Origin of the sequence: Streptomyces sp. CBMA123 (genome assembly GCF_014596465.1) — a bacterium.
GTDB lineage: Bacteria > Actinomycetota > Actinomycetes > Streptomycetales > Streptomycetaceae > Kitasatospora.
Map to the genome: position 1 here is coordinate 1 of NZ_MECK01000027.1, position 25,526 is coordinate 25,526.

Genomic DNA, 25,526 nt, shown 5'->3' on the forward strand with positions numbered 1-25,526 from the left:
GTGCTGATGCTCACCGCCCGCGACGCCGTCGGCGACCGCGTCACCGGCCTCGACGTCGGCGCCGACGACTACCTCGCCAAGCCCTTCGAACTCGACGAGCTCCCCGCCCGCGTCCGCGCCCTGCTGCACGGCACCCGGCCCCGCCGCGGCCACTGACCTGCGGCCCCTCCGGGACCTCCCCGAGGGCGGGTCAGACGGCTCGCGCCCGGCGGGACCGTCAGCCACGCCCTAGACTTCCGGCCATGACCACGCCCGACCCCGCCGCCGACCGGCTCGCCCGGATCGTCAGCCTCTCCTCCGGCAGCTACCTGCTCGTCACCACCTACAAGAAGGACGGCACCCCGGTACCGACCCCGGTGTGGGTGGTCCGCGACGGGGAGGCCCTCGGCATCTGGACCGTCGCGGACTCCTGGAAGGTCAAGCGGATCCGCAACCGCTCCGACGTCCTGGTCGGCCCCTGCGACGTCAAGGGCCACCCGACCGGCGACCAGTACCCGGCCACCGCCGAACTCCTCTCCCCCGAGCGCACCGGCGCCTACCGCACCCTGCTCCGCCAGAAGTACGGCCTGCTCGGCGTGCTCACCCTGCTCGGCAGCCGGCTGCGGCGCGGCGAGCGCGGCACCGTCGGCATCCGGATCACCCTGGCGGACTGACGGCCTGCCGGGTGCGGGCCCGCCGGCGCGCCGTCAGGTGGTGCTGGTGAACCGGCGGCGGTACTCGGTGGGGGTGGTGCCCAGGTGGCGGGCGAAGGCGCGGCGGAGGGTCTCGTCGCTGCCCAGGCCGCTGTGCCGGGCGGCGGCGGTGACGCCGTATCCGTCGAGGAGGAGCTGCTGGGCGCGGTCGAGCCGGACCCGTTCGACCCAGCGGGCGGGGGTGGTGCGCAGTTCGGCCTGGAAGAGCCGGGTCAGGTGGCGGGTGCTGACGGCGGCGGTGGCGGCCATCGCGGGCAGGCTGTGGTCGGCGGCGGGGTCGGCGAGGACGGCGTCGGTGAGGGTGCGCAGCAGGGCACTGCGGGTGGGCGGGGTGGCCAGTGCCGTGGAGAACTGGGACTGGCCGCCGGGGCGCTGCATGAAGACCACGAGTTCGCGGGCGATCTCCCGGGAGATTCCGGCGCCGTGGTCGTGTTCGACGAGGGCGAGGGCGAGGTCGATGCCCGCGCTGATGCCCGCACTGGTGTGGTACCGCCCGTCGTGCACGTGCAGGGCGTCGGGTTCGACCCGGACCCGGGGGTGGCGCAGTTCGAGGGCCCGGGCATGGCGCCAGTGGGTGGTGGCGCTGCGGCCGTCCAGCAGGCCGAGCGCGGCCAGGACGAAGGCGCCGCTGCACACCGAGGCGACCCGCTCCGCCCGTCCGGCCAGGCGCTCCGCAGCGGCGAGCAGCCGCTCGTCGGGCCCCGTGGTGGCGAGGTGGTCGGCCCCGGCGACCACCAGGGTGTCCAGCGGCCCGGTGTCCCCCGGTGCGGCGGTGGCCGCGAGGACCACGCCGTTGGCGGCGGTGACGTTGCCGCCGTGCGGGGAGACCAGCGTGGTCGGGTACGGGTGGCCGAGCCGGCCGGCCTGGTGGAGGACCTCCATCGGACCGCTGACGTCGAGCAGGGTCACGCCGTCGAACACGAGGAAGGCGACCCGCCGCGTCATGTCCGGATCCGAGGGGTGGGCGTCTGAACGGACATGGTGCCAGCCTACGCCGCCGGGCGAGGGTGGAGGAGTCCACCGAGCGACTCCCCGAGGAGATGACGTCATGACCACCGGAATCACCGGAAGCGGCGGAACCAGCGGAACCAGCGAGACCGTCGCGGGCGTGCGGATCCCGGACACCGCCCTGGCCCGCGAGGCGACCGAACTGGTCCGGGACACGGCCTCCCCGCTGCTCTTCGACCATTCGCGGCGGGTGTTCCTGTTCGGGGCGCTGCGCGGGGCCGAACAGGGCCTGGAGTTCGACCCGGAGCTGCTGTACGTGGGAGCGATGTTCCACGACCTCGGCCTCACCCGGCGCTTCGCCCGCACCGATCAGCGGTTCGAGATCGACGGCGCCGACGAGGCCCGCCGCTTCCTGGCCTCCCACGGCATCGCCGAGGAGCCCGCCCAGCGGGTCTGGACCGCCATCGCGCTGCACACCACCCCCGAGATCCCGCTGCACATGGCGCCGGAGATCGCCTTGGTCACCCGGGGCGTGGAACTGGACGTCCTCGGCCTCGGCTACCACGCCGTCACCGCGGAGCAACGCGCCGCCGTGACGGCCGCCCACCCCCGGCCCGACTTCAAGAACCGCATCCTCACCGCGTTCACCGAGGGCATCAGGAACCGCCCGGGGACGACCTTCGGCAATGTGAAGGCCGACGTCCTGGCGCACTTCGTCCCCGGCTTCGAGCGGGGCGACTTCGTCGAGGTGATCCGGGGCTCCGACTGGCCGGAGTGAGATCCCCCTTCACCGTGGCAGGCTTGACGGTCATGGAACATGACGAGGCCGCGCTGCCGCCCCTGCTGGTGGTGGACGGCGCGAACGTGGTCGGCTCGGTGCCGGACGGCTGGTGGCGGGACCGGCGCGGGGCCGCCGAACGCCTGCGGGACGCGCTGGTCGCGGTCGCCGCGCAGGGCCTGCCGGAGCGTCCCGGGCCGCTGGACGTGGTGCTGGTGGTCGAGGGCGCGGCCCGGGGCGTGACCGGGCTGCCGGAGGTCCGGGTGGTGTCGGCGGGCGGCAGCGGGGACGACCGGATCGTGGACCTGGTCCGCGAGGCCCGCGCCGAGGATCCGGCGCGGGCCTGCGTGGTGGTCACCGCCGACCGCGAACTGCGCGCCCGGGTCGGCGCGTTGGGCGCGGCCGTGACCGGCCCGCGGAGCGTCCGGGGCTGAGCCCGGGGTCCGGGATCCGGTCAGTGGGCAGGGCGGATCTGGAGCGCGTTGATGCCCCAGTGGATCGACGGGTCCGAGGTGTGCACGGTGAACCGGAAGTCCCGGCCGGGACGGGCGGGTATCTCCACCGAGCCGACGCCGACGGAGTCGGCCGGGCATCGCACCGCGAAGTCGGCCGGGGCGGCGGCCGGACGTGGGAATCCGGAGGCGGCGGGAACCGGCGGCCGGACGTGGGAATCCGGAGACGGCGGGAACCAACCGTTCCGGCCGTCCGACTGGTGGGGCGTGAGTGCGAAGTCGCCGGGTGTCCGGCCGTTGAGTGTGCTGGTGGGGTTCGTCCTGCTGCTGGTGGTGGTGTTCGTGGTGGCGTACGCGGTGGGGAGGCAGGTGGGGCCGGTGGCGCCGGGGCTGACGCCGGGCCCGGGTGGCGGGGCTTCGCCCGGGATGGGTGGGCACGACATGGGCGGGATGCGATGAGCCCGGCCGTGGGTGCGGAGGCCGGGGAGCTGGTGTCCACCGACCTGGCGGTCGGCGGGATGACCTGCGCCGCCTGCGTGGGCCGGGTGGAGAAGCGGCTGGGCCGGATCGACGGCGTGACGGCCGGGGTGAACCTGGCCACCGGCCGGGCCCGGGTGCTGCACCCGGCCGGGGTGTCCGTCGAGGAGCTGGTCGCGGCGGTGGAGCGGGCCGGTTACACCGCCGAGCCGGCGCCCGCCGGGGTGCCGGCCGGGATCGCCGCCGAGGAGCCGGACGAGCGGTGGCGGCTGCTGCTGACCGCCCTGTCGGCCGTCCCGGTGCTGGTCCTGTCGATGGTGCCGGCGCTGCAGTTCACCGCCTGGCAGTGGGTCTGCTTCGCGCTGGCCGTGCCTGTGGTGACCTGGGGCTCGGCGGGCTTCCACCGCCGGGCCCTGCAGGGTCTGCGGCATGCCGCGGCGACCATGGACACCCTGGTCAGCCTGGGCGTCGTGGCCTCCTTCGGCTGGTCGGCGTACGCGCTGTTCCTGGGCGGGGCCGGGCAGTTGGGCATGCGGATGCCGTTCTCGCTGACCGCCGACGGCGGCGGCGCGGCACACGTGTACCTGGAGGCGGCGGTCGGCGTGCCGCTGTTCGTGCTGGCCGGGCGGCTGTTGGAGGGCCGGGTGCGCCGGCGCAGCGGTTCCGCGCTGCGGGCGCTGGCCGAGCTGGGCGCCAAGCAGGTGTGCGTCCGGGCGGAGGGCGGCGAGGAGCGCCTGATGCCGATCGAACTCCTGCTGCCGGGGCAGGAGTTCGTGGTGCGGCCGGGTGAGCGGGTGGCCACCGACGGGGTGGTGCTCGAAGGGGGTTCGGCGCTCGACCTGAGCCTGCTGACCGGGGAGAGCGTGCCGGTCGAGGTCGGGCCCGGGGACCGGGTGGCGGGTGCGACGGTGAACGTCGGCGGCGCGCTGGTGGTGCGGGCCACGGCCGTCGGCGCGGACACCCAGCTGGCCCGGATCACGGCGCTGGTGGCGGACGCCCAGGCGGGCAAGGCCCGGGCGCAGCGGCTGGCGGACGCGGTGGCCGGGGTGTTCGTGCCCTGTGTGCTGACGATCGCGGTGTGCGTGCTGGGCTTCTGGCTGGGCGCGGGCGCGGCCCCGCAGGCGGCGGTGACGGCGGCGGTGGCCGTGCTGGTGGTGGCCTGCCCGTGCGCGCTGGGCCTGGCCACCCCGACGGCGCTGCTGGCGGCGACCGGCCGGGGCGCCGAGCTGGGCGTGCTGGTGCGCGGTCCGGAGGTGCTGGAGAGCCTGCGCCGGGTGGACACCGTGGTGGTGGACAAGACCGGCACGCTGACCACCGGCCGGATGGAGCTGACGACGGTGACCGTCGCCGAGGGCTGCGCCGAGGAGGAGGTGCTGCGGCTGGCGGGCTCGGTCGAGCACCGCTCGGAGCACCCGATCGGACGGGCCGTCGCGGCCGCCGCCCGGGAGCGCTGCGGGGCCCTGCCGCCGGTGGACGGCTTCGCGGCCGCGACCGGCCTCGGGGTGTCCGGCACCGTCGAGGGCCGGACGGTCCGGGCCGTCCGCCCGGACGGCACCGAGCTGCCCCCGGGGCTCTCCGGAGCGGTGGCGGCGGCCGGGGCGGCGGGCCGTACCGCCGTACTGGTGGAGCTGGACGGGCGGGCCGCGGCCGTGCTGGAGGTCGGCGACACGCTGCGCTCCGGCAGCTGGCGAGCGCTCCACCGGCTGCGCGGGATGGGCCTGGAGACCGTCCTGCTGACCGGTGACGGCCCGGGCGCGGCCCAGGCCGTGGCCGATGAGCTGGGCATCCGGCAGGTGCACGCCTCGGCCTCGCCGGAGCGCAAGGCCGAGGTGGTGGCCGAACTGCGGGCCGCCGGACGGACGGTGGCGGTGGTCGGCGACGGCGTCAACGACGCGGTCGCGCTGGCCTCGGCCGACCTCGGGGTGGCGTTGGCCTCCGGCAGCGACGCCGCGATCGGCGCGGCCGGGCTGACCCTGGTGCGCGGCGAGATCGAGGCGGTGGTGGACGCCGTGCGGCTGGCCCGGCAGACCCTCGCCACGATCCGGGCCAATCTGCTGTGGGCCTTCGGCTACAACCTGGTGCTGATCCCGCTGGCGGCCGTCGGGCTGCTGAACCCGATGCTGGCGGCGGTCGCGATGTCGCTCAGCTCCCTGCTGGTGGTGGGCAACAGCCTGCGGCTGCGCACCTGGGAGCCGGGGCGCGGGCAGCGCAAGGGGGGCCGGCGATGACGGCCCCGGAACCCGTCAAGCGGCTGAACCGCCTGAACCGGCTGAACCGGCTGAACCGGCTGGACCGGCTCAAGGTGGTCGGCCCGCCGGTCGGCGCGGCGGCCCTCGCCCTGGTCCTGCTCACCGGCTGGACGGCGGTCGGCGGCGCCGGCCGCCCCCGCCCGGTGGAGGCCGGCGCCGGCTGGGTGCTGCTGCCGGCGACGGGCGCGGCCTCGGCCACCGCCGCCTTCTTCACGGTCCGCAACCCGGGCGACGTGCCCGACGAACTGACCGGCGCCAGCTGGGAGTTCGGCAGTCCCATCACCCTCAAACGCCATCTGCACCAGGGCGCGGCGGGCCGCTGGGAGCCGGCCGCCGCGCTGCCCGTCCCCGGCCGGGGCGAACTGGCGATGTCCCCCGAGGACGCCGACCTGATGATCGCCGCCCCGCCCCCGCTACGGCCAGGCCAGCGGGTGACCTTCACCCTGACCTTCCGGCACAGCCCGCCGCTGCGGCTGGCGGCCGAGGTCCGGTCAGCGGCCGACCGGCCGCGCTGAACCCCCGCACGGGGGCGGCCCGCTCGGGCGGCCGGGCCGTTGGTCGCCCGGCCGACCGGCCGACCGGCCGTCACCCGTGCGGGACGACCGCCACCGGCGCCTCGGCGTGGTGCAGCGCCGCGTGGGCGACCCGGCCGAGCCGGGGGCCGAGCTCGATCGGACGGTGGCGCCGGCCGACGACCACCAGCGCGGCCCCGGCGGAGGTCTCCACCAGGCCGCGCGCGGCGCCCAGCCGGACGTCCTCGACCACCTCGACGGCCGGGTGCCGCTCGCGCTGTCCGGCCAGGGCGAGCGACAGCAGCTTCGCCTCCAGGGCCTCCAACTGCTCGATCTCGCCCGCCGGGACGGCCCCGCCCGCGTAGCCGAACAGCGGCGGCAGGTCCCAGCCGTGCACGGCCCGGACCGGGGCACCGCGCAGGGCGGCCTCCCGGAAGGCGAAGGCGAGCACCTCCTCCTCGGGTGCGTGGGCGTCGACGCCGACCACCACCTCGCCGGAGCCCGCGGAGCCGGTCTCCCGCACCACGACCACCGGCGCGCCGCTGCGCCCGGCCACCGCCATGCTGACCGAGCCGAGCAGCAGCCCGGTGAAGCCGCCGCGCCCGCGCGAGCCGAGCACCAGCAGGCCAGCATCGGCGGCGGCGGTCAGCAGTCCGTCCACCGGGGCGTCCAGCACCGCGTCGGTGGCCACGGTCAGTTCGGGGTGGCGGGCGCGGATGCCGTCGGCGGCCTCGGTCAGGATGCGCTGGGCGGCGGCGGGCAGGTCGTCGGATTCGGCGAAGGAGGACACGCCGTCGGTCAGCCACGGCCAGGCGTGCACCAGGCGCAGCGGGGCCCCGCGGCGCTGCGCCTCCTCGGCGGCCCACTGGGCGGCGGCGGTGCTCTCCGGTGAGCCGTCGACCCCGGCCACCACGGTTGACGTCATGTGAGTTCCTCCACTGGTTCGGCGCCGGGACCGGTGCGCTCTGACGCCCCGTCCGCGCTGCTCTGTTCCCACCCTGTCGCCCTTCGGCGGCCCGCCGCCAGAGGCCGCAAGCCCTCCGCCCACGGGACGAAAGGCCCCCCGCCGGAACATTACGGGCGACCCCGGCCTCCACCCGGCCGACACCCGGGCACTACCGTGGGGACACGGCGTTCCCGCTGGTCGGACGACCCCCGGTGTCGGCCCGGGCCGACACCGGGCGGGCCGGTCAGGGCACGAACGGGGCGGTCAGGGCGCGAACGGAGCGGGAACGGGCACGAACGGGCGCGAACGAGGAGGACAGCGGTGGGCGGAGCGGACGGCAGTGCGGCGGGCGGCGGCGCGCGGATGCCCCGGCTGCGCCTGGACGAGCTGCTGGAGGAGCTCCAGTGGCGGATCGACGCGGCGCGCGGGACGCAGAACCGGGTGCACAGCCTGCTGGAGGCGGTGCTCGCGGTCGGCCGGGAGCTGGACCTCGCCCAGGCGCTGCACCGGATCGTGGAGGCCGCCGTCGACCTGGTGGACGCCCGCTACGGCGCGCTGGGCGTGATCGGGCCCGACGGTCACACCCTGTCGCAGTTCCTGACGGTGGGTCTGTCGGACGGAGAGATCGAGGAGATCGGCCCGCCGCCCTCCGGCCGGGGCATCCTCGGCGAGCTGATCCACCGTCCGCAGCCACTGCGCTGCCCGGTGCTCTCCGACCACCCGGCCTCGGTCGGCTTCCCGCCCGGCCACCCGCCGATGCACACCTTCCTGGGGGTGCCGGTGCGGGTGCACGGCGAGGTGTTCGGCAACCTCTACCTGACCGACAAGCGCGGCGGGCTGGACTTCGACGAAGACGACGAGGCCGTGATCGCCACCCTGGCGGTCGCGGCCGGGGTCGCCATCGACAACGCCCGACTGTACGAGGAGGCGCAGCTGCGCCAGCGCTGGCTGCGGGCGAGCACCGAGATCACCCGCAGCCTGCTGTCGGGCGCGCCGCGCCTGGAGGTGGTCGAGCTGATCGCCCGCCGGGCCCGGGAGATCGCCGGCGCCGAGCTGGCGGACGTCTCGGTGGCGCTGGCCGGTCCGGAGGAGCGGGCCGAGGAGCTGGCGGTGGAGGTCGCGCTCGGTGCCGAGCCGGCCGCGCGGCTGGGGGTGACGGTGCCGGTGGACGGCACGCTCTCCGGCGCCGCGTACGCCTCCGGTTCGCCGGTCACCAGTGACGAACTGGCCGCCGACGCCCGCTTCCCGGCCGGCCCGGCGGGCCGCTTCGACGGTCTGGGCCCGGCCGTCGCGGTGCCGCTGGGCACCGGCCCCGGGTACGGGCGGGGCGTGCTGCTGCTGGCCCGGGCGCAGGGGCAGCCGGCTTTCGGGCCGGAGGAGACCGGCCCGCTGCTGGGCTTCGCCGACCAGGCCGCGCTGGCCCTGGAACTGGCCGAACGGCGGCGCGACGCCGAGCAGTTGAACCTGCTGGAGGACCGCGACCGGATCGCCCGGGACTTGCACGACCTGGCCATCCAGCGGCTGTTCGCCACCGGGATGACGCTGCAGAGCGCGGGCCGGTTGATCGAGAGTCCGGCCGCCGCCGACCGGGTCGCCCGCGCGGTGGCGGACCTGGACGAGACCATCAAGATCATCCGCTCGACCATCTTCGGCCTGCGCGCCCACAGCGAACCCGACCGCGGGCTGCGCGCCCGCGCCACCCGGGCCGTCACCGAGGCCCAGGGCCCGCTCGGCTTCGCTCCCCGGCTGAGCATGGAGGGCCTGCTGGACACCGACGTCCCGCAGGAGCTGGCCGCCCACGTGGTCGCCGTCCTGGCGGAGGCGCTCAGCAACGCCACCCGGCACGCCCGGGCCACCCGGGTCGAGGTCACCCTGCGCGCCCTGGCCGGGCGGGTGGTGCTCACCGTCGCGGACGACGGGGTGGGCATCCCGGAGGGCGGCCGGCGCAGCGGGCTGCGCAACCTGGCCGAGCGCGCCGAACGGGTGGGCGGAGCCTTCACCCACGGCCCGGCGGACGGCGAGGGCGGTGGCACCCGGCTGGTGTGGGAGGCCCCGCTCGGCTCGTAGCGGCCGTCCGACGACTCCCGCCGCCGTACGGGGGAACTCCGCCACCGCCGCCGCGCCGTGCTCCCGGCGCCGGCTCGGGCCGCCCCTAGCCTGCTCGCGTTCCCCCTCCCGCTCCTGCCCGGCCGGGCGACGAGCGGACGAGCTGACGAGCTGACGAGCACGAGGACGGCCGATGGCCCACGAGTCACCCGCGACCGCAGCCCCGCCCCCGGGCACCGCCGAGGTCCCGTCCGCGCCGCCGCCCGGCGGGGCGGTGACGGCGCTGCGGATCGCGGTCGCCGCTGCCGGTGCGCTGCCCGCCGTGGTGCTGCGGCTGGCCGGGATCCACCCCGCACCGGTGCCGGGGATGCTGCTGTTCGGCCTCGGGGTGCTGTCGGCGGCGCTGCTGCTGATGTGGGCGGCGGAGACCGCCCGGGCGGACATCTCCGGACCGCTGGCGCTCGCGCTGCTGGCCTTCATCGCGGTGCTGCCCGAGTACGCCGTCGACCTCTGGTTCGCCTACACGGCCGGCACCCGCCCCGAGTACGCCGCCTACGCGGCCGCCAACATGACCGGCGCCAACCGGCTGCTGGTCGGCGTCGGCTGGCCGCTGGTCGCGCTGGCCGCGTACTTCGCCGCCCGCCGCCGGGGGATCGCCCCGGGGATCGTGCTGCGCGAGCACCGCCGGATCGACACCGCGTTCCTGGGCGCCGCCGCCCTGGTGGCGTTCGTGATGCCGGCGACCCGGCGGATCTCCTGGGTACTCTCGGTGGTGCTGATCGCCTGGTACGCCTACTACCTGTTCCGGATCAGCCGCTGCAGCGAGACCGACGAGGAGGAACTCGTCGGCGTCCCGGCCCGGTTGGCGCTGCTTCCGGCCCGGCGCCGCCAGGCCGTCACCGTCCTGGTGTTCACCGCGGCCGCCGCCGTGGTCTTCGCCTGCGCCGAGCCGTTCGCCACCTCGCTGGTCGACGCCGGCTCCTCGCTCGGCATCGACCGCTTCCTGCTGGTGCAGTGGCTGGCCCCGCTGGCCTCCGAGGCGCCCGAGCTGATCGTCGCGGTGGTCTTCGCCTGGCGGCTGCGCGGCGACGACGGCCTGGGCGCACTGCTCTCCAGCAAGGTCAACCAGTGGACGCTGCTGATCGGCTGCCTGCCGCTCGCCCACCTGCTGGGTGGCGGCCCCGCCTCGCTCCCCCTGGTGGAACGCCAGGTGGACGAGGTGCTGCTGACCGCCGCCCAGACCGTCCTCGCCGTCGTCCTCCTCCTCGACCTCCGCTTCCTCCCTTGGAAGGCCGCCCTGCTGCTGGTGCTGTTCGCCGCCCAGTTCGCGCTGCCCGGCGAGTCCTCCCGGCTGGTGCTCAGCTGGGTGTACCTCGGCCTGGCGCTTCCGCTGCTGGCTCTGCGCCTGCGTGAACTGCCGCCCACCGTACGGGCCTTGGCGGGCCGGATCGCGGGCGATCCGCACTGACCGCACTGACCGCACCGACCCCTGACGGCCGCGCCGGCGAGCGCAGGAAGCGAGCATCGCCCCGCTCCGTTCCGAGTGGTAGTCAAGCGAACGGCGGGCGGCGGGGCAAGTGGTGCGCGCGGATCCGCCGGAACCCGGGGCCCGCTGTGAAGATGGCAGCCCGTCAGACCCGCTTGTCGGCATCGTCCCTACCCGAACGAAGGGACCGACCGGGAGTGGTTCACAGTTCCGCCACGGAGCCTTGGAAGAACACCCTCAACATCCATTGTCGCCACGCATGTTCGAAGGTAGAGTCGCCGTTCGCCGAGCACGGATGAGCAGTTCTCAGCGCATTTGGGGCGGGCATGTCAAATAATCACGGTTCCCTCCAGGTCGCCCCCGACCTACTTGACGTGTTCAGTGATATCGCACGTCGAAATCCCCTTCGTCCGGCGATCGTCCACAACGGACGCGCCCTCACCTACCACCGCCTCCAGGAGGCGGTGAACGCCCTGGCCACGCGCCTGGGCCCGGATCCCGGCACGGTCGCCGTGCCGGCCGTCCACGCACCGGAAACGGTGGTCGCACTTCTCGGCGTGCTGACCGCCGGGGGCACCTATTGCCCCATCGATCCGGCATTCCCGGCGGCCCGCCGACACGCCATGGCGGCGGCCGCGCGATGCCGTACCGCGGTGTCCGCGGGCTCCCCCGACCTCCTCCAACTCGACATCCGATTAGTGGAGTTACCAGACCCATCAAAAAACTCCGGGGACCCCCCGGGAAGCCCCCCGGCACACCCGCCCGGGGCAGGCCCGGAACAACCGGCCTACATTCTCTTCACGTCGGGTTCGACCGGGCAGCCGAAACCCGTCCTGACACCCCGCCGGGCCGTCTCGGCCACCGCCCACGCCCTGGGCGGGCTGTTCCGGCTCACCCCCGAGGACCGGGTGCTCCAGTTCGCCTCGCTCAACTGGGACACCTGCTTCGAGGAGATCCTCCCGACCCTCGCCACGGGCGCGACCCTGGTCATCGACCGGGACGCGCACAGCGGCTCCTTCCCCCGGTTCCTGCGGCTGGTCGAACGCGAGCGGATCACCGTGCTCGACCTGCCCACCGCCTTCTGGCACGAACTGGTCCACCACCTGGTCGACTCCGGCGACCGGCTTCCGCACTGCCTGCGCCTGCTGGTCATCGGCGGAGAGGCCGCCGCGCCCGCCAGACTGGCCGACTGGGCCCGGCTGCCGACCAGGGGGATCCGGCTGCTCAACACCTACGGCTGCACCGAAACCACCCAGATCACCCATGCCGTGGACCTCGCCGGCCCACTGGCCCCCGGGCGGAGCTGGGACGGCACCGCCCGCGCGCCGATCGGCCGCGCCCTGCCGCACGTCGTCGAACGCCTCGGCGAGCAGGGCGAGTTGCTGATCGGCGGCCCGTCCCTCGCACTCGGCTACCTCGGCCTGCCCGAGGCCGGCGCGGCGCGGTTCACCACCCTGGACGGCGAACGGTTCTTCCGTACCGGCGACCGGATGAGCCGCGACCCGGACGGACTGCTCACCCACCAGGGCCGTCTGGACGGCGAGTTGAAGGTCCGCGGCATCCGGGTGGACCCGGCCGAGGTGGAGGCGCACCTGACCGGCCACCCGGACGTCACCGCCGCCGCCGTCACCGGCGTCACCACGGCCGGCCGCACCACCCTGGTCGCGTACGTGGTGGCCCGCCCGTACGCCGCCTCCGCCGAGCTGGACCGCGAACTGCTGCGCCACCTGCGGGCGCGCGTCCCCGGCCACCTCGTGCCGGGCCGGATCACCCTGGTACCCGCCCTGGTGCACACCCCGAGCGGCAAGGTCGACCGGACCGGCTGCCACCTGCGCTACGCGGGCTCCCCCGACAGGTCGAAGGAGACCTCCCCATGAGCACCGACCTCACCTCCCCCGCCGGCACCCAGACCCTGGTGGCCGTCTTCCGGCGCGTGCTGGAACGCGAGGACGTCACCGCCGACTCCGACTTCTTCGACCTGGGCGGCGACTCCCTGGTCGCCACCCGGGTGCTCAGCGCCGTCGCCCGCGCCCACGGCGTCGAGCTGACCTTCGACGACTTCCTGCTCGCACCCACCCCGGCCGGCCTCGCCCAGCGCATCGCGGCCGCCGCGTGAACGAGGACCACAGACGTACCACCGTCGTGGTCGGCGCCGGCCTGGCCGGCCTCACCGCGGCGACCGGACTGGCCGCCCGCGGGTACGCCGTCACCGTCCTGGAGGCCCGGGACCGGGTCGGCGGACGCACCCACGGCATCGAGGCCGCCCCCGGCGTCCTGGTCGACGCCGGGGCCGCCTACCTCGGCGACCGGCACACCGAACTGCTGGCCCTGGCGGCCGACTTGGGGCTCAAGACCACCCCCACCACGATGCTCGGCGCCAGCCGCTTCGCCCTCACCCGGCACGACGGCTCCGCCGAACCCGCCACCCGGGACGGCCGGTTCCCCCCGCTCGACGCCGTCGCCCTCGGCGACCTCTTCGAGCGACTGGCCGAACTCACCGACACGGTACGGCCGGAGGCCCCCTGGCTCACCCCGGACGCCGAACGGCTGGACGCCCTGACCGTCGCCGAGTGGGCCGAGCGGCACCTCACCCACCCGGACGCCCGGCTCTTCCTCCCGCTCTTCCTCGGCGAGATGTGCGCCGCCGACCCGGCCGACCTCTCCGTCCTGCACCTCGCCTTCTACCTGCGCTCCGGCGGCGGCCTGCGCTACCTCAACGCCTTCGCCGGCGGCGCCCAGCAGGACCGGATCGACGGCGGCGCCCACCAGCTGTGCCAGCGGCTGGCCGAACCGCTGGGCGCCCGGGTCCGGCTGGGCGAGGCGGTCCGGGCCGTCCACCAGGACGACCGGGCGGTGACGGTGCACACCGACCGGGGCGCCTACCGGGCGGACATCGCGGTGCTGGCGCTGCCACCCCTGCTCGCCGACACGATCGCCTACCAGCCCCCGCTGCCCGCGCCCCGGGCCGGGGAGCGCACCACGCGCGGCTGCGCGATCAAGGTCCACCTGGTCTACCCGTCCCCGCTCTGGCGCGAGCACGGCCTCTCCGGCTGGTCGGTCAACGCCCGGGGGCCGCTGCTCTCCACCGTGGACGACTCGCCCGGGAGCGGCTCACCCGGGAGCGGCTCATCCGGGGACGACTCGCCTGGGGGCTACTCCTCCGGGGCCTGCTCCTCCGGGGCCTGCTCACCGGCGGACGGGATCGGCGTGCTGACCGGCTTCGTCACCGGCGCCGAGGCCCACCGCTTCGGCGCGCTCACCCCCGAGCGGCAGCGCGCCGAGGCCGTCGAGCAGGCCGCGCGGCTGTTCCCGATGCTCCCCGAGCCGCTCGGCGTCCACGTCACCGACTGGGTCAACGACCCGTTCAGCCGGGGCTGTTACGCCGCCCTGCTGGGGCCCGGTGACTGGATCCGGACCGGCCCGACGCTGACCGCGCCGCACCAGCGGGTGCACTGGGCCGGCACCGAGACCAGCACCGCGTTCTTCGGCCTGATGGAGGGCGCGATCCGCTCCGGCCACCGGGTGGTCGCCGAGGTCCTCGCCCGCGGCTGAGCCCGCGTCCCCTCCCCCGGCCCCACCTCCCCCTCACCCTCACCCTCACCATCCCCCCAGGCGCCCGTCCCACGAGGCCGCGCGTCCGGCACCCCACGCCCGGAGACCGCCATGAGCGACCAGACCCCCATCACGCCCCTCGCCGCCCGCGAGCGGCTGATGACCGAGCCCGCCCTCGGGGCCGGCAACTTCCTCGACCACGCGGTCGCGGCGAACCCCCACCGGTCCGTCCCGTTCGTCTTCACCCACCGCACCGACCACCGCGGCGAGGTCGTGCTGCGCGGCCACAGCCTGCTCGACCTGGTCGCCCTGCGCGACCGCTACGCCGCCTGGTACCACGCCAACGGGGTGCGCCCCGGCGAGCCGGTCGCCGTGGTGGTCGGCGAGGGCCTGGAGCCGCTGCTGCACTTCCTCGCGCTCACCTCGCTCGGCGCCGTCCCCGCGCTGGTCAACGACGCGATGCGGCACGACGTGCTGGTGCGCTACCTGGACCACGTCGGCGTGGTCGGCGTGGTCGCCGACGACACCACCCGGCTCGCCGCCGCCTACCGCCAGGACCCGCAGCGGCGCCCGCGCTTCCTCGCCCTGGCCGCCGAGGTGCGGGCCTTCGACGCCGCCGCCGTCGACCTGCCCGCCGGCCACCCGTACCGGCACGCCGACGACGACGTGGTGGCGCTGATCCACTCCTCCGGCACCACCGGCACCCCCAAGTCGACCATGCTGGCGCACCGAGGCTTCTGGGACGGCAAGCAGCCCCGGATGACCCGCTTCCCCGCCGAGCCGTACGACCGGCTGATGTCGCTGATGCCGCACACCCACGCCGGCGGCCTCAGCTACTTCCTCACCGCCGTGCTGCTCGGGCTGCCGACCGTGGTGATGGCCGACTGGCGGCGCGCCGTGGTGGAACCGGTGATGGAGGCATTCCAGCCGACCATGGTCGCCTCCTTCCCCCGGACCTTCGTCGAACTGGCCACCGGCGAGCTGCCGGTGCGCGGCGCGGCCCGGGTGCACTCCTGGTTCAACACCGGCGACAGCGCCCACCACGGGCACATCCGCCGGCTGGTCACCCTCGGCGAGCGGCCCGCCGGACTGATCCGCCCCTGGCTGCTGCCGCCGCAGCAGGCCGGGCAACCCGCCCTGCCCGGCTCGCAGTTCGTCGACGGACTGGGCTCCTCGGAGATGGGCATGGCCCTGTTCGGCCAGGTCACCACCCCGGAGAGCGAGCGTGACGACCGCTGCGTCGGCAAGCCGCTGGAGGTGGTGCGCCGGGCCGCCGTGCTGGACCACGACGGCGTCGAAGTCCCGGACGGCACCGTCGGGTTGCTGGCCGTCGACTCCCCCTCGCTGACCCCGGGCTACTGGAACGACGAGCGGCTCACCGCGAGCTTCGAGCTGGCCGGCTACTGGCTCACCGGCGACGTCGCCCGCCGCGACGCCGAGGGCCGCTTCCACCACCTGGACCGCACGGTGGACGTCATCGACACCGTCGACGGCCCGGTCTACAGCCTGCCGATCGAGGAGGTGCTGCTGGCCGACTGCGCGGACCTCGTCCGGGACTGCGCGGTGGTCGGCGTCCCGGCCGGCTCCGGCGCCGGGCAACTGCCCATAGCGGTCGTCCAGTTGCAGGCCGAGGTGGCGCAGGCCGACGCCGAGGAGGTGGTCCGGTCCGCCGCCAACGAGGCGCTGACCGCCGCCGGACTGGCCGCCCTCGCCGCCGTCCGGCTGGCCCGCACCCCGGCGGACTTCCCGCTCGGCCCGACCGGCAAGGTCCTCAAACGCGAGCTGCGCACCCGCCACGCCGGCCTCCTCACCGGCCGGTAGGGCGCCGTGGACCACCCAGCCGACCACCCCGCGGACCACCCCGCGGACCGTCCGGCGATCCGCCAGCCGTACCAGTACGTACGGACGGCACTGGTCGAACCGGACTGGCGCCGGCTGCCCGGCTGGCGGCAGGTCACCGCGGCGCAGTGGCGCGACCCCCAGTGGCAGCGCGCCCACTCCGTGCAGAACGCCCGCCGGCTGCGGGCCGTCGTCGGCGAGCTGCTCACCGACCGCTTCTACGACGAACTCGCCGCCGACCAGGCCGAGTTGGCGACCATGCCGGTGCTGCTGCCGCCCCAGGTGCTGAACACCATGGCGGCCGACGCCCCGCCCGAACCGCGGGCCTTCACCGAGGCCTTCCTGGCCGACCCGGTGCGCCGCTACATGCTGCCGGTACGGGCGGACCGCCACCCGCGCTGGCCCAGCCACCCGCTGGCCGAACGGGACTCCCTGCACGAGGCGGACATGTGGGCCGTCGAGGGCCTGACCCACCGCTACCCCACCAAGGTGCTCGCCGAACTGACCGCCACCTGCCCCCAGTACTGCGGGCAGTGCACCCGGATGGACCTGGTCGGCACCTCCACCCCGCAGGTCGCCAAGACCCGGCTGCTGCTGCGCCCCGCCGACCGGCAGGAGCAGATGCTCGACTACCTCAAGCGCACCCCCTCGGTGCGCGACGTGGTGGTCTCCGGCGGCGACCTCGCCAACGTGCCCTGGCCGCGCCTGGAGTCCTTCCTGCTGCGGCTGCTGGACCTCGGCTCGGTCCGCGACATCCGGCTGGCCAGCAAGGCCGTGGTGGGCCTGCCCCAGCACTGGCTGCAGCCCCGGGTGCTGGAGGGGGTGGCGAGGGTCGCCGCCGTCGCCGCCCGCCGGGCCGTCAACCTCGCCGTCCACACCCACGCCAACCACGTCCGCTCCGTCACCCCGCTGGTCGCCGAGGCGGCCCGGGCGCTGCTGGACGCGGGCGTACGGGACGTCCGCAACCAGGGCGTGCTGATGCGCGGCGTCAACGACACCCCGGAGGACCTGCTGGACCTCTGCTTCGCCCTCCAGGGCGAGGCCAACGTCCTGCCGTACTACTTCTACCTCTGCGACCTCGTCCCGGGCGCCGAGCACTGGCGCACCCCGCTGCACCGGGCGCAACACCTCCAGGAGGCGATCATGGGCTACCTGCCCGGCTACGCCACGCCCCGCCTGGTCTGCGACGTCCCGCGCGTCGGCAAGCGCTGGGTGCACCAGGCCGTGGCGTACGACCGCGAGCGCGGCATCTCGTACTGGACCAAGAACTACCGCACCAGCCTGGAGGGCGGAACGGCCGACGAGGCCGCGCTCGAACGGCGCCACCCCTACTACGACCCGGTGGACACCCTCCCCGAGGCCGGCCGCCGCTGGTGGGCCGGATCGTCCGCCGCCCCCGCACCCCGAGGAGCCCGATGAACACCCGCGCCGCCGAGCGCCCCCGACCCGGCGACCCGGCCGGCCCGCTGCGCCGGATGTGCTGGATCTTCCCCGACCGGGAGTCCTCCCGGATGGCCGAGATGTGGCACGGCTTCTTCTGGGACCTCTACGCCGAGAGCGCCGCCGGCCTCGGCCTGCGCTGGAGCCGGCACGCCCCGGACGCCGTCAGCGTGGACGCCACCGGCCCCGGCCGCCCCCGGGTGTACGTGGACGACGAGCCGGTGACCCCCGAGGACACCCTGTTCATCACCGCGCTCTACTCGCTGCCGTACCAGTCGATGGACGTCTTCAACCAGTACTCCCTCTACGCGGTGCTCGAACAGGCCGGCTTCTACCTGCCGTTCCCGCCCCAGGTGTCGCTGATCGGCAACGACAAGCTGGCCACCCTGCTGTTCCTGGCCGGCTCCCCGGTGCCGACCATCCCGACCGTACGGATCGGCACCGGGCGGGACACCGCCAAGTACGGCTACGAGGTCGCGCTCGGGGCGATGACCTACCCGGCCATCGTCAAACCCGCCGGCTGGTGCGGCGGCGGCGGGATCAACCTGGCCCACGGCCCCGAGGACGTCCGGGGCCTGGCCAGCCTCGCCCAGGGCGGCGACACCACCCTGGTGATCCAGCCGTACCTGGGCGACGGCACCATCGACTACCGGGTGTACGTGGTCGACGGCCGCCCCTACGCGGTGATGAAGCGCACCCCCGAGCCCGGCTCCCCGGTCGCCAACGCCAGCCGCGGCGGGGCCATGGAGTTCCCCCCGGTGCCGCCCGAACTCGCCGCCGCCACCGCCTGGTTCGCCGAACGGCTGCCGATCCCGTTCTTCTGCGTCGACTTCCTGTACGACGGCGAGCGCTACTGGTTCTCCGAACTGGAACCGGACGGCGTGATCGCCCCGGACTACACCGACCCGGACCGCACCCTGCAACGGGACGTCACCCGGGCCCGGTTCGCCGCCTACCGGGACGGCCACGCCACCTGGCTCGCCGACGGCGCCCGCCCGCTCACCCTCCCCCCAGCACCGGACGGACCCCGATGACCGCCTTCTCGCTCGCCCCCGAGGCCGCCGGGCCCCGGCTGCACGTGGCCCGGCGCACCCTGGAGCGGCTGCGGAGCGTCCCCGCACTGGCCCCGCGCTACCCGGCGCACCTGGACGCCGACAGCCTGGAGCGGCTCGCCGAACTCCCCCCGCTGGCCAAGGACGACCTCAACACCGCCCTCGCCCACCTGGAGCCGGCCGCCGAGCAGTCCGCCACCTGGCTGTTCCAGAGCGGCGGCTCCACCGGCGCCCCGAAGGTCGGCTACGCCCCCACCGGCTTCTACATGGCCGGTGTGCACGCCCACTGGCAGCCGCTCGACCGCGCCGACGTCTTCGTCAACGCCTGGGGCGCCGGCCGGATGTGGGGCGCGCACTTCCTCGCCGCCGCGCTCGCCGACCTCTCCGGCTGCCGGATCATCGCCCTCGGCTCCGTCGCCGGGGACGAGTACGGCGGCTGGCTGGAGTTCCTGGCCGCCCGCCGGGTGACGGCCATCGGCGGCACCCCCAGCGTGCTGCGGCTGTGGTTCTCCCAGGCCCGCGCCGCCGGGGTCCGACTCCCCGCACTGCGCAAGGTGTTGTGGCTCGGCGAGGCCTGGCAGCCGCAGCTGGCGGCCGACCTGGCCGCCGTCGCCCCGCAGGCCCGGCGGTGGGGCATGTTCGGCAGCACCGAGACCTGGGTGGTGGGCACCAACACCCCCGACTGCCCGGCGGACGTCTTCCACCCGCTGCCGCACCAGTTGGTGCACACCGACGCCGACGGCCTGCTGGACTTCACCACCCTCGACCCCGAGATGCTCAACCCGGTGCTGCGCTACCGCACCGGCGACGCGGGCGAGTTGACCACCTGCCGGTGCGGCCGCCCGGAGCCGGCCATGCGGGTGCTGGGCCGGCGCGACAGCGTCGTGCAGGTGCGCGGCCTGGGGCTGGACGTGGACGAGCTGATCGCCCGGGCGGAGCGCACCCCGGGCGTGGCCCGGGCCCAGGTGGTGCTCACCGAACGGGCCGGCCGGGCGACCGGCGTGGAGGTCCTGGTGGTGCCCACCGGAGCGGCACCCGCCCCCGACGTCGAGCGGCTGCGCACCGAACTGTTCACCGCCACCCTCACCCTCGGCACCGCCTTCCAGCACGACCCGGGCTCCTTCCGGGTCCGCCCGGTGGCGGAGCTGGTCAGCAACGGCCGCACCGGCAAGACCGCCGCGCTGGTCCTCCGGGAGGAGGCATGACGGCGGACACCGCCCCGGCCCGGCCGGCCCCGCTCGGGCGCGGCTTCGACCTCTTCTGGGCCGGACAGACCGTCAGCCTGGTCGGCGACAAGGTCACCGTGTTCGTCGTCCCGACCCTGATGATCTTCGCGCTGCACGCCTCCGCCCTCCAGGTCGGCGTGGTGGCGATGGCCCAGTACCTCGGCATCCCGCTGCTCGGCCCGATCGCCGGAGTGCTGGTCGACCGCTGGGACAAGCGCCGCACCATGCTCGTCTGCGACCTGGTCCGGCTGGCCGCCGTCGCCGCGATCCCGCTCGCCTACGCGCTCGGCGTGCTCTCCACCCCGCTGCTGTTCGGCTGCGTGGCCGTGATCAGCGGCGCGACCATCTTCTTCAACGTCGGCTACCTGGTCGCCGTCCCCGCCGTGGTGCCCGAGGACGGCATGGTCCGCGCCTACTCCCGGCTGGAGGGCAGCGGTTCGGTCTCCGAGGTGGCCGGGCCGTCCATCGCCGCCGCCCTCTACAGCGCGCTCGGCGTGGCCGCCCTGCTCGTCGACGCGGCCAGCTACCTGGTCTCGGCGGTCTGCTTCCGCGCCATGCGCCCCTGGGGCGAGCGGACGGTCGAGGAGGGCTCCGTCCGGAAGCGGCTGACCCGCGGCTTCCGGCTCAACTGGTCCGACCCGGTGCTGCGCCGGGTGGTGCTGGCGGCCGTGATCCTCAACTCCGGCGGACCGGTGTTCGTCACCGTGCTGCCCGTCCTGGCCTACCGCGGCCTGGGCGTGCGGGTCGGCGTCTTCGGCGCGGCCATGTCCGTCGCGGCGCTCGGCGCGCTGCTCGGGGCCGTGGTCGCGCCCCGGCTCTCCCGGCGGTTCGGCCTCGGCCGGACGATGGCCTGGTCGCTGCTGCTGCACTGCCTGGTCGGCCTCGGCGTGCTCGCCGCGCCCGCGCTGCCGGCCGGCCCGGTGATCGCCGTGACCATGGGCTGCTACGGCTTCTTCATGTCCTGCATCAACGTGTGCAGCGCCCCCGCCCGGCAGTCCCGGATGTCCGCGCGCAACCAGGGCGTGATGCACGCCGCCTTCCGCACCGTCACCTGGGGGGTGATCCCGCTGGCCGCGCTGATCGGCGGCCTGGCCGTCACCCTGCTCACCGGACCGCTCGGCGTCCTGGACGCCGCCCGGTCCACCATGGCCGGCGGCACCCTGCTGGCGGCCTGCTCCTTCGTCCCCGCCCTCGGCCTCCAGCCGCTGCTGGACGCGGCCGAGCGCGCCAAGGCGGCCCCCGGGGAGGGCGCCGCGTGACCGAGCCGCAGCCCGAGGACCCTGCCGGCCAGGTGCTGCTGATCACCGGCACCTCCTCCGGCATCGGCCTGGCCACCGCCGTCGCCGCGGCCCGGGCCGGCTACACCACCGTCGCGACCCTGCGCGCACCCGCCCGGGCCGAGGCCCTGCGCGCCGCCGCCGAGGCCGCCGGAGTCACCCTGGACGTCCGCCGACTGGACGTCACCGACCCCGGATCGGTCACCGACTGCCTGGCCGCCGTGCACCGGCGGTACGGCCGGCTCGACGCCGTCGTCAACAACGCCGGCGTCTCCAACTCCGACCCCACCCTGGAGATGTCCACCGACGCGGCACTGCGCGCCAACCTGGACGTCAACTTCTTCGGCGTCGCCACCGTCAGCCGGGCCGCCCTGCCGCTGCTGCGCGCCGCGGGCGGCCGGCTGGTCACCGTCGGCAGCGTGCACGGCGTGGTCGGCCAGCCCTTCAACGAGGCCTACTGCGCCGCCAAGTTCGCCGTCGAGGGCTTCCTGGAGGCGCTCGCCCCGGTGGCCGCGGCGCACGGCGTCCGGGTGTCGGTGGTGGTTCCGGGCTTCGTCCCCGACACCGAGTTCGGCGTCTTCCCCGACATCGACCGCACCACCCTCCAGGCCGCCTCCGGCCCGTACGCGCCCACCTTCGCCGGCTACCTCGCCCAGCTCGGCGGCCAGGGCTTCGAGTCGGCCGGCCAGCCGGCCCGGGAGGTCGCCGAGGTGGTGCTGCGCACCCTGCGCGCCCGCCGTCCGCCGTTCCGGGTGCCCGCCAACGCCTGGGCCGCCGACTACCTGGCCGCCAAACTCGCCGACCCCGACGGCTCCGCCGTCCAGTCCCTCGCCCGCGGCTGGCTCGGCCGGCCCTCCTCCTGATCCACCCACCCCACCGACCCGGACCCCGCCGACCCCCGACCCCCGGAGCCCGCCGTGCCCGCCAAGCCCCTGGCCGAGCTGATCCGCTTCGCCCGCGCCCACTCGCCCTTCTACGCCGACCACTACCGCGACCTGCCCGAGGGCGCCGACCGGCTCGACCAGCTGCCGGTGATCGACCAGACCGCGTTCTGGACGGCCAACACCTGGCCCGACAACCGGGTGCTGACCGGCCCGCTCACCGACGCCGGGGTCTACAAGACCGGCGGCACCACCGGCGTCCCCAAGTTCTCGCCGTGGACCCGCACCGAGCACGCCGACTCGGTCACCGCCTTCGGCGCCGGTCTCGTCCGGGCCGGCCTGCGACCCGGACACCGGGTCGCCAACCTCTTCACCGCCGGCGAACTCTACGGCGGCTTCCTCTACATCGAGAACGCCCTGCACCACGCCCCGGTGGACAACGTCCGCCTCGGCGTCGGCGGCGCCGCCCCGGACGGCTACATCGCCGACCTGATCGCCGGGTTCGGCGTGCAGGTGCTGGCCGGCGAGCCGATGAAGCTCAGCGCCGTCGCCGAGTGCCTGCTCTCCCGCGGCGAGCGCGCCGACGGCGTGGAACTGCTGCTGTTCGGCGGCGACCTGCTCTTCGCCGACCTGCGCCCGCTGCTCTCCCGGGCCTTCCCCGGGGCGGCCGTCGCCTCCGTCGGCTACGCCTCCAACGACGCCGGGCTGGTCGGCGCGCCCGTCCCCGGCGACGACGTCCGGATCCACGAGGCCTTCGCCGAGCGCACCGTGGTGGAACTGCTCGACGAGGTCACCGGCGAGGCCGTCACCGCCCCCGGCACGCCCGGCCGGGTCGTGGTCACCAACCTGTTCCGCACCCTGATGCCGATCCTGCGCTACCCCACCGGCGACCGCGCCGAGTGGGTCGACGGCGAGTGCCGCCGCTTCCGGCTGCTCGGCCGCTCCACCGAGGGCGCCCGGGTCGGCACCGTCACCCTGCCCACCGAGGAGATCCGCGCCGTCCTGCTCGCCGCCGACCCCGGCCGCCACATCGCCGGGATGCAGCTGGTGCAACGGCGCTGGGACGGCCGGGACGGCGTCATCCTGCGGCTCGGCCACCTCGGACCGCCGCCGCCCGCCGACCTGGCCGGCCGGCTCGTCGCCGCCGTCCACGCGGCGCTGCCGCTCTACCCGGCGGAGGCCGCCCTCGGCAGCATCCACGACCTCACGGTGGAATGGGTGCCGCGCTCGGAGCTGGTCACCAACCCGCGGACCGGAAAGCTCCAGCAGGTCCTGGACGAGCGCCCCCGGGAGTAGCCCACGCAGCGGGCCGGCCGCTCAACCGCCCTGCGGCCGGACCCCGATCACCACGCTCTGCCCCCGGAACTCGGCGATCACCCCGCCGTCCGCCGCCCGGCGCACCGTCACGTCGTAGATCCCGCTGCGCCCGGCCCGCGAGCGCTCCACCGCCTCGGCGACCAACTCGTCCCCGACCGCCGCCGGGGCCAGGAAGGCCACCTGCGCCGCCTGGGCGACGGCCACCGGGCCGTGGCTGTTGCAGGCGTACGAGAACGCGGCGTCGGCCAGCAGGAAGAGGAACCCGCCGTGCGCCGTGCCGTGGCCGTTCACCATCGTCGCGGCCACCGTCATCCGCATCACCGCGCGCCCGGTGGACGCCTCCTCCAGGGTGATGCCCAGCGAACGGCTGGTCTCGTCCCGCTCGTACAGCGCGGCGATCACGGGGTCGAACATGGCGTCGCTGGTCCCTCCGTCGGCGGTGTCCGGGCCAGCGTAGGGGACGGGCCGCCTCCGGTCACCGGCTGATGCACGGTCAGCAGCCCGCCGGTGGGCTGCCGGTGCTGTCAGCGCTCCGTCGGTGTCCCGCGGGTGAGCGCGCGCAGGCTGGTCCGTGACAGCGGGAACCGACCCACCGCAGGACCACGTGCCGATCAACACCCCTGCGGACCAAGGCCGGTCGCACCCCGTCGCACCCCGTCGGCCGCGAGCGCGTCCGGCGCCGGACGCCGGGGCGGCGGCGGGTTCGGGGCCCGGCCAGGAGACGTCGAGGGTGACCTTCCAGCTGATGACCCACGGCGGGCAGACCGAGCCGCGGTCCGGCACACAGCGGCCGGTCCCGGTGGTGGCACCCGTCCCGGCGGCCTCGCCGTCAAGGGCCCCGACCGCCCGGCACGGGAGGAGGGGCCACCGCTACAGCAGGCGGCGGCCGATGACCAGCTCCGGGCGGATCCGGATCCGGACCGCCTCGGCGGCGCTCGCGGCGGTCGCGGTGGCCGGGCGGACCCGGGCGCGGCCCAGGACGGTGACGAATCAGCCGGAGCCGTCCCGGCCGTCCACCTCGTCGGCCTCGAAGGCGATCACCGCGCCGTCCACCGCCCGGGCCAGTTCGGAGCCGACGGGCGCGGAGACCAGCACCCCGCCGGGCACCAGCCGGAAGGGCACCGGCAGCACGGCCGGGAGCGCGTCGACGGTGTAGACCAGCCGCCCGACCTCGGCCCGGCCCAGCAGCTCCAGCGCCCGCTTCCGGTCGAGTTCGCGGTGACCGGGCCGGTCGGGCCGGTCGGGCCGGTCCTCAAGGTCGGCGAGGTCGGCGGAGCAGGGCCGGGGGGACGGGACGCGATCGCGGTTCATGCGAGCGATGCTCACCCGGGCCCCGGCCCCCTCACGAGGGCCGATGGTCCCGCCGAGGGGCCCGGGCGGGGTGGGCCGTCAGCCCCGGCCGAAGCGCAGCGACGAGGACCGGGCCGCCGCCGGCTGCCGCAACTCGGTGGCGATCAGCGCCGCCTGCACCCGGCGCTCCACACCGAGCTTGGCGAGCAGCCGGGACACGTGGTTCTTCACCGTCTTCTCGGCCAGGTAGAGCCGCTCACCGATCTGCCGGTTGGTCAGGCCCTCGCCGATCAGCGCCAGCACCTCCTGCTCACGCACCGTCAGCCCGGGCCCGGCGGTCACCGGCTGGGCGGGCTCGGCGTCGCTGCGCAGCCGGTTCAGCAGCCGGGTGGCCGCGCCGGGGTCCAGCATCGACCGGCCGGAGGCGACGGTACGGACGGCGGCGACCAGGTCGGTGCCGCTGATCTGCTTCAGCACGTACCCGGCGGCGCCCGCCATCACGGCGTCCAACAGCGCCTCCTCGTCATCGAAGGAGGTCAGCATCAGACAGGCCAGGTCCGGCATCCGCGACCGCAGTTCACGGCAGACCGACACCCCGTCCCCGTCCCCCAGCCGGACATCCAGCACCGCCACGTCGGGCCGCAGCGCCGGCACCCGGGCCAGCGCCTGCTCGGCCGTCGCGGCTTCGCCGACCACCTCCAGGTCCGGCTCGCCGTCCAGCAGGTCGTGCACCCCGCGGCGCACCACCTCGTGGTCGTCCAGCAGGAACACCCGGACCGGTGCCGGAGCCCCGGCCCCCTCCGCCTTGGTCGCCATCACGCGGCTCCACCTTCGTCACACCCCCGCACACTCCCAGCGGGGCCCACCGCATCATCCCCCGCCGCGCGGCACCGGCCCAGGGCCCAACGACCCCATTCGCCCGCCGCCCCGCCCCCGGCGCTGGCCGGACGCCGTCCCCCGCGGCGCGGGCACCCGGTGAGCCGCCGCTCAGCGGTCGTGCCGCCGGACGTTGCCCAGGCCCACCAGCAGGAACGCCAGCGCCACGCCCGCCCCGCTGACCGCCGCC

At 75.5% G+C, this 25,526-nt stretch carries 23 protein-coding genes and 1 pseudogene; 18 read left to right on the forward strand and 6 right to left on the reverse strand.

Annotated elements, in window-relative coordinates; genetic code table 11:
* Together BG452_RS05285 and BG452_RS05290 are read left to right on the forward strand one after the other, a co-directional pair.
* Positions 1-126, forward strand: a pseudogene (locus BG452_RS05285) (response regulator); the annotation flags it as partial.
* A 116-nt stretch (positions 127-242) separates the two neighbouring features.
* A complete protein-coding gene (locus tag BG452_RS05290; RefSeq protein ID WP_188302987.1) occupies positions 243-653 on the forward strand; it encodes a PPOX class F420-dependent oxidoreductase in 411 nt (136 codons plus the stop codon).
* Between the two features lie 33 nt (positions 654-686).
* Here the strand turns inward: BG452_RS05290 and BG452_RS05295 are convergent, their stop codons facing one another.
* Positions 687-1,637, reverse strand: coding sequence for a GlxA family transcriptional regulator (locus BG452_RS05295; protein ID WP_188302988.1), 951 nt, complete (start codon positions 1,635-1,637; stop codon positions 687-689).
* A gap of 103 nt (positions 1,638-1,740) precedes the next feature.
* Between BG452_RS05295 and BG452_RS05300 the strand changes: the two genes are divergently transcribed.
* On the forward strand, positions 1,741-2,418 hold the full coding sequence (locus tag BG452_RS05300; protein WP_188302989.1) for an HD domain-containing protein: 678 nt from the start codon (positions 1,741-1,743) through the stop codon (positions 2,416-2,418).
* 32 nt (positions 2,419-2,450) lie between these two features.
* Positions 2,451-2,852 (forward strand): NTP pyrophosphohydrolase, encoded by a 402-nt coding sequence (locus BG452_RS05305; RefSeq protein WP_188303008.1) that lies wholly within the window; start codon positions 2,451-2,453, stop codon positions 2,850-2,852.
* A 20-nt stretch (positions 2,853-2,872) separates the two neighbouring features.
* On the opposite strand, the gene BG452_RS05310 is transcribed toward BG452_RS05305, so the two are convergent.
* The gene (locus BG452_RS05310) at positions 2,873-3,313 is read right to left on the reverse strand and encodes a hypothetical protein (RefSeq protein ID WP_188302990.1); all 441 of its coding nucleotides are present in this window, start codon (positions 3,311-3,313) and stop codon (positions 2,873-2,875) included.
* Positions 3,314-3,325: 12 nt separating this feature from the next.
* On the opposite strand from BG452_RS05310, the gene BG452_RS05315 reads away from it, so the two are divergent.
* Both BG452_RS05315 and BG452_RS05320 read left to right on the forward strand, forming a co-directional pair.
* Positions 3,326-5,575, forward strand: a complete 2,250-nt coding sequence (locus BG452_RS05315) for a heavy metal translocating P-type ATPase (protein WP_188302991.1) — start codon at positions 3,326-3,328, stop codon at positions 5,573-5,575.
* Positions 5,572-6,111, forward strand: coding sequence for a copper chaperone PCu(A)C (locus BG452_RS05320; RefSeq protein WP_188302992.1), 540 nt, complete (start codon positions 5,572-5,574; stop codon positions 6,109-6,111). Before BG452_RS05315 ends, BG452_RS05320 begins: the two co-directional genes overlap by 4 nt.
* Before the next feature lie 70 nt (positions 6,112-6,181).
* Here BG452_RS05320 and BG452_RS05325 read toward each other — a convergent pair whose 3' ends face one another.
* A complete protein-coding gene (locus BG452_RS05325) occupies positions 6,182-7,033 on the reverse strand; it encodes a universal stress protein (protein ID WP_188302993.1) in 852 nt (283 codons plus the stop codon).
* A 384-nt stretch (positions 7,034-7,417) separates the two neighbouring features.
* Between BG452_RS05325 and BG452_RS05330 the strand changes: the two genes are divergently transcribed.
* The 12 genes from BG452_RS05330 (at position 7,418) to BG452_RS05385 (ending at position 23,149) form a co-directional block, all read left to right on the forward strand.
* On the forward strand, positions 7,418-9,121 hold the full coding sequence (locus tag BG452_RS05330; protein ID WP_188303009.1) for a GAF domain-containing protein: 1,704 nt from the start codon (positions 7,418-7,420) through the stop codon (positions 9,119-9,121).
* 172 nt (positions 9,122-9,293) lie between these two features.
* Positions 9,294-10,568 (forward strand): sodium:proton exchanger, encoded by a 1,275-nt coding sequence (locus BG452_RS05335; RefSeq protein WP_188302994.1) that lies wholly within the window; start codon positions 9,294-9,296, stop codon positions 10,566-10,568.
* Between the two features lie 344 nt (positions 10,569-10,912).
* Positions 10,913-12,463, forward strand: a complete 1,551-nt coding sequence (locus tag BG452_RS05340; protein ID WP_188302995.1) for an amino acid adenylation domain-containing protein — start codon at positions 10,913-10,915, stop codon at positions 12,461-12,463.
* Positions 12,460-12,702, forward strand: coding sequence for a phosphopantetheine-binding protein (locus tag BG452_RS05345; RefSeq protein ID WP_188302996.1), 243 nt, complete (start codon positions 12,460-12,462; stop codon positions 12,700-12,702). The genes BG452_RS05340 and BG452_RS05345 overlap by 4 nt, the downstream gene beginning before the upstream one ends.
* Positions 12,699-14,138, forward strand: coding sequence for a flavin monoamine oxidase family protein (locus tag BG452_RS05350; RefSeq protein ID WP_188302997.1), 1,440 nt, complete (start codon positions 12,699-12,701; stop codon positions 14,136-14,138). The genes BG452_RS05345 and BG452_RS05350 overlap by 4 nt, the downstream gene beginning before the upstream one ends.
* A gap of 111 nt (positions 14,139-14,249) precedes the next feature.
* Positions 14,250-15,959 (forward strand): class I adenylate-forming enzyme family protein, encoded by a 1,710-nt coding sequence (locus BG452_RS05355; protein ID WP_188302998.1) that lies wholly within the window; start codon positions 14,250-14,252, stop codon positions 15,957-15,959.
* Between the two features lie 6 nt (positions 15,960-15,965).
* The gene (locus BG452_RS05360) at positions 15,966-17,396 is read left to right on the forward strand and encodes a KamA family radical SAM protein (protein ID WP_188302999.1); all 1,431 of its coding nucleotides are present in this window, start codon (positions 15,966-15,968) and stop codon (positions 17,394-17,396) included.
* The gene (locus BG452_RS05365) at positions 17,393-18,451 is read left to right on the forward strand and encodes a RimK family alpha-L-glutamate ligase (protein WP_188303000.1); all 1,059 of its coding nucleotides are present in this window, start codon (positions 17,393-17,395) and stop codon (positions 18,449-18,451) included. Before BG452_RS05360 ends, BG452_RS05365 begins: the two co-directional genes overlap by 4 nt.
* The gene (locus BG452_RS05370) at positions 18,448-19,674 is read left to right on the forward strand and encodes an AMP-binding protein (RefSeq protein ID WP_188303001.1); all 1,227 of its coding nucleotides are present in this window, start codon (positions 18,448-18,450) and stop codon (positions 19,672-19,674) included. The genes BG452_RS05365 and BG452_RS05370 overlap by 4 nt, the downstream gene beginning before the upstream one ends.
* Positions 19,671-20,954: an MFS transporter gene (locus tag BG452_RS05375; RefSeq protein WP_188303002.1), complete on the forward strand. Its 1,284-nt coding sequence runs from the start codon at positions 19,671-19,673 to the stop codon at positions 20,952-20,954. Before BG452_RS05370 ends, BG452_RS05375 begins: the two co-directional genes overlap by 4 nt.
* Positions 20,951-21,835, forward strand: coding sequence for an SDR family NAD(P)-dependent oxidoreductase (locus tag BG452_RS05380; protein ID WP_188303003.1), 885 nt, complete (start codon positions 20,951-20,953; stop codon positions 21,833-21,835). The genes BG452_RS05375 and BG452_RS05380 overlap by 4 nt, the downstream gene beginning before the upstream one ends.
* 54 nt (positions 21,836-21,889) lie before the next feature.
* The gene (locus BG452_RS05385; RefSeq protein ID WP_188303004.1) at positions 21,890-23,149 is read left to right on the forward strand and encodes a phenylacetate--CoA ligase family protein; all 1,260 of its coding nucleotides are present in this window, start codon (positions 21,890-21,892) and stop codon (positions 23,147-23,149) included.
* A 21-nt stretch (positions 23,150-23,170) separates the two neighbouring features.
* Here BG452_RS05385 and paaI read toward each other — a convergent pair whose 3' ends face one another.
* From paaI to BG452_RS05400, 3 genes are all read right to left on the reverse strand, one after another.
* Complete coding sequence (gene paaI / locus BG452_RS05390) at positions 23,171-23,584, reverse strand: hydroxyphenylacetyl-CoA thioesterase PaaI (RefSeq protein WP_188303005.1); 414 nt, start codon at positions 23,582-23,584, stop codon at positions 23,171-23,173.
* Between the two features lie 576 nt (positions 23,585-24,160).
* Positions 24,161-24,481: a pyridoxamine 5'-phosphate oxidase family protein gene (locus tag BG452_RS45325; protein WP_188303006.1), complete on the reverse strand. Its 321-nt coding sequence runs from the start codon at positions 24,479-24,481 to the stop codon at positions 24,161-24,163.
* A gap of 78 nt (positions 24,482-24,559) precedes the next feature.
* The gene (locus BG452_RS05400; RefSeq protein WP_188303007.1) at positions 24,560-25,276 is read right to left on the reverse strand and encodes a response regulator; all 717 of its coding nucleotides are present in this window, start codon (positions 25,274-25,276) and stop codon (positions 24,560-24,562) included.
* Between the last annotated feature and the right edge of the window lie 250 nt (positions 25,277-25,526).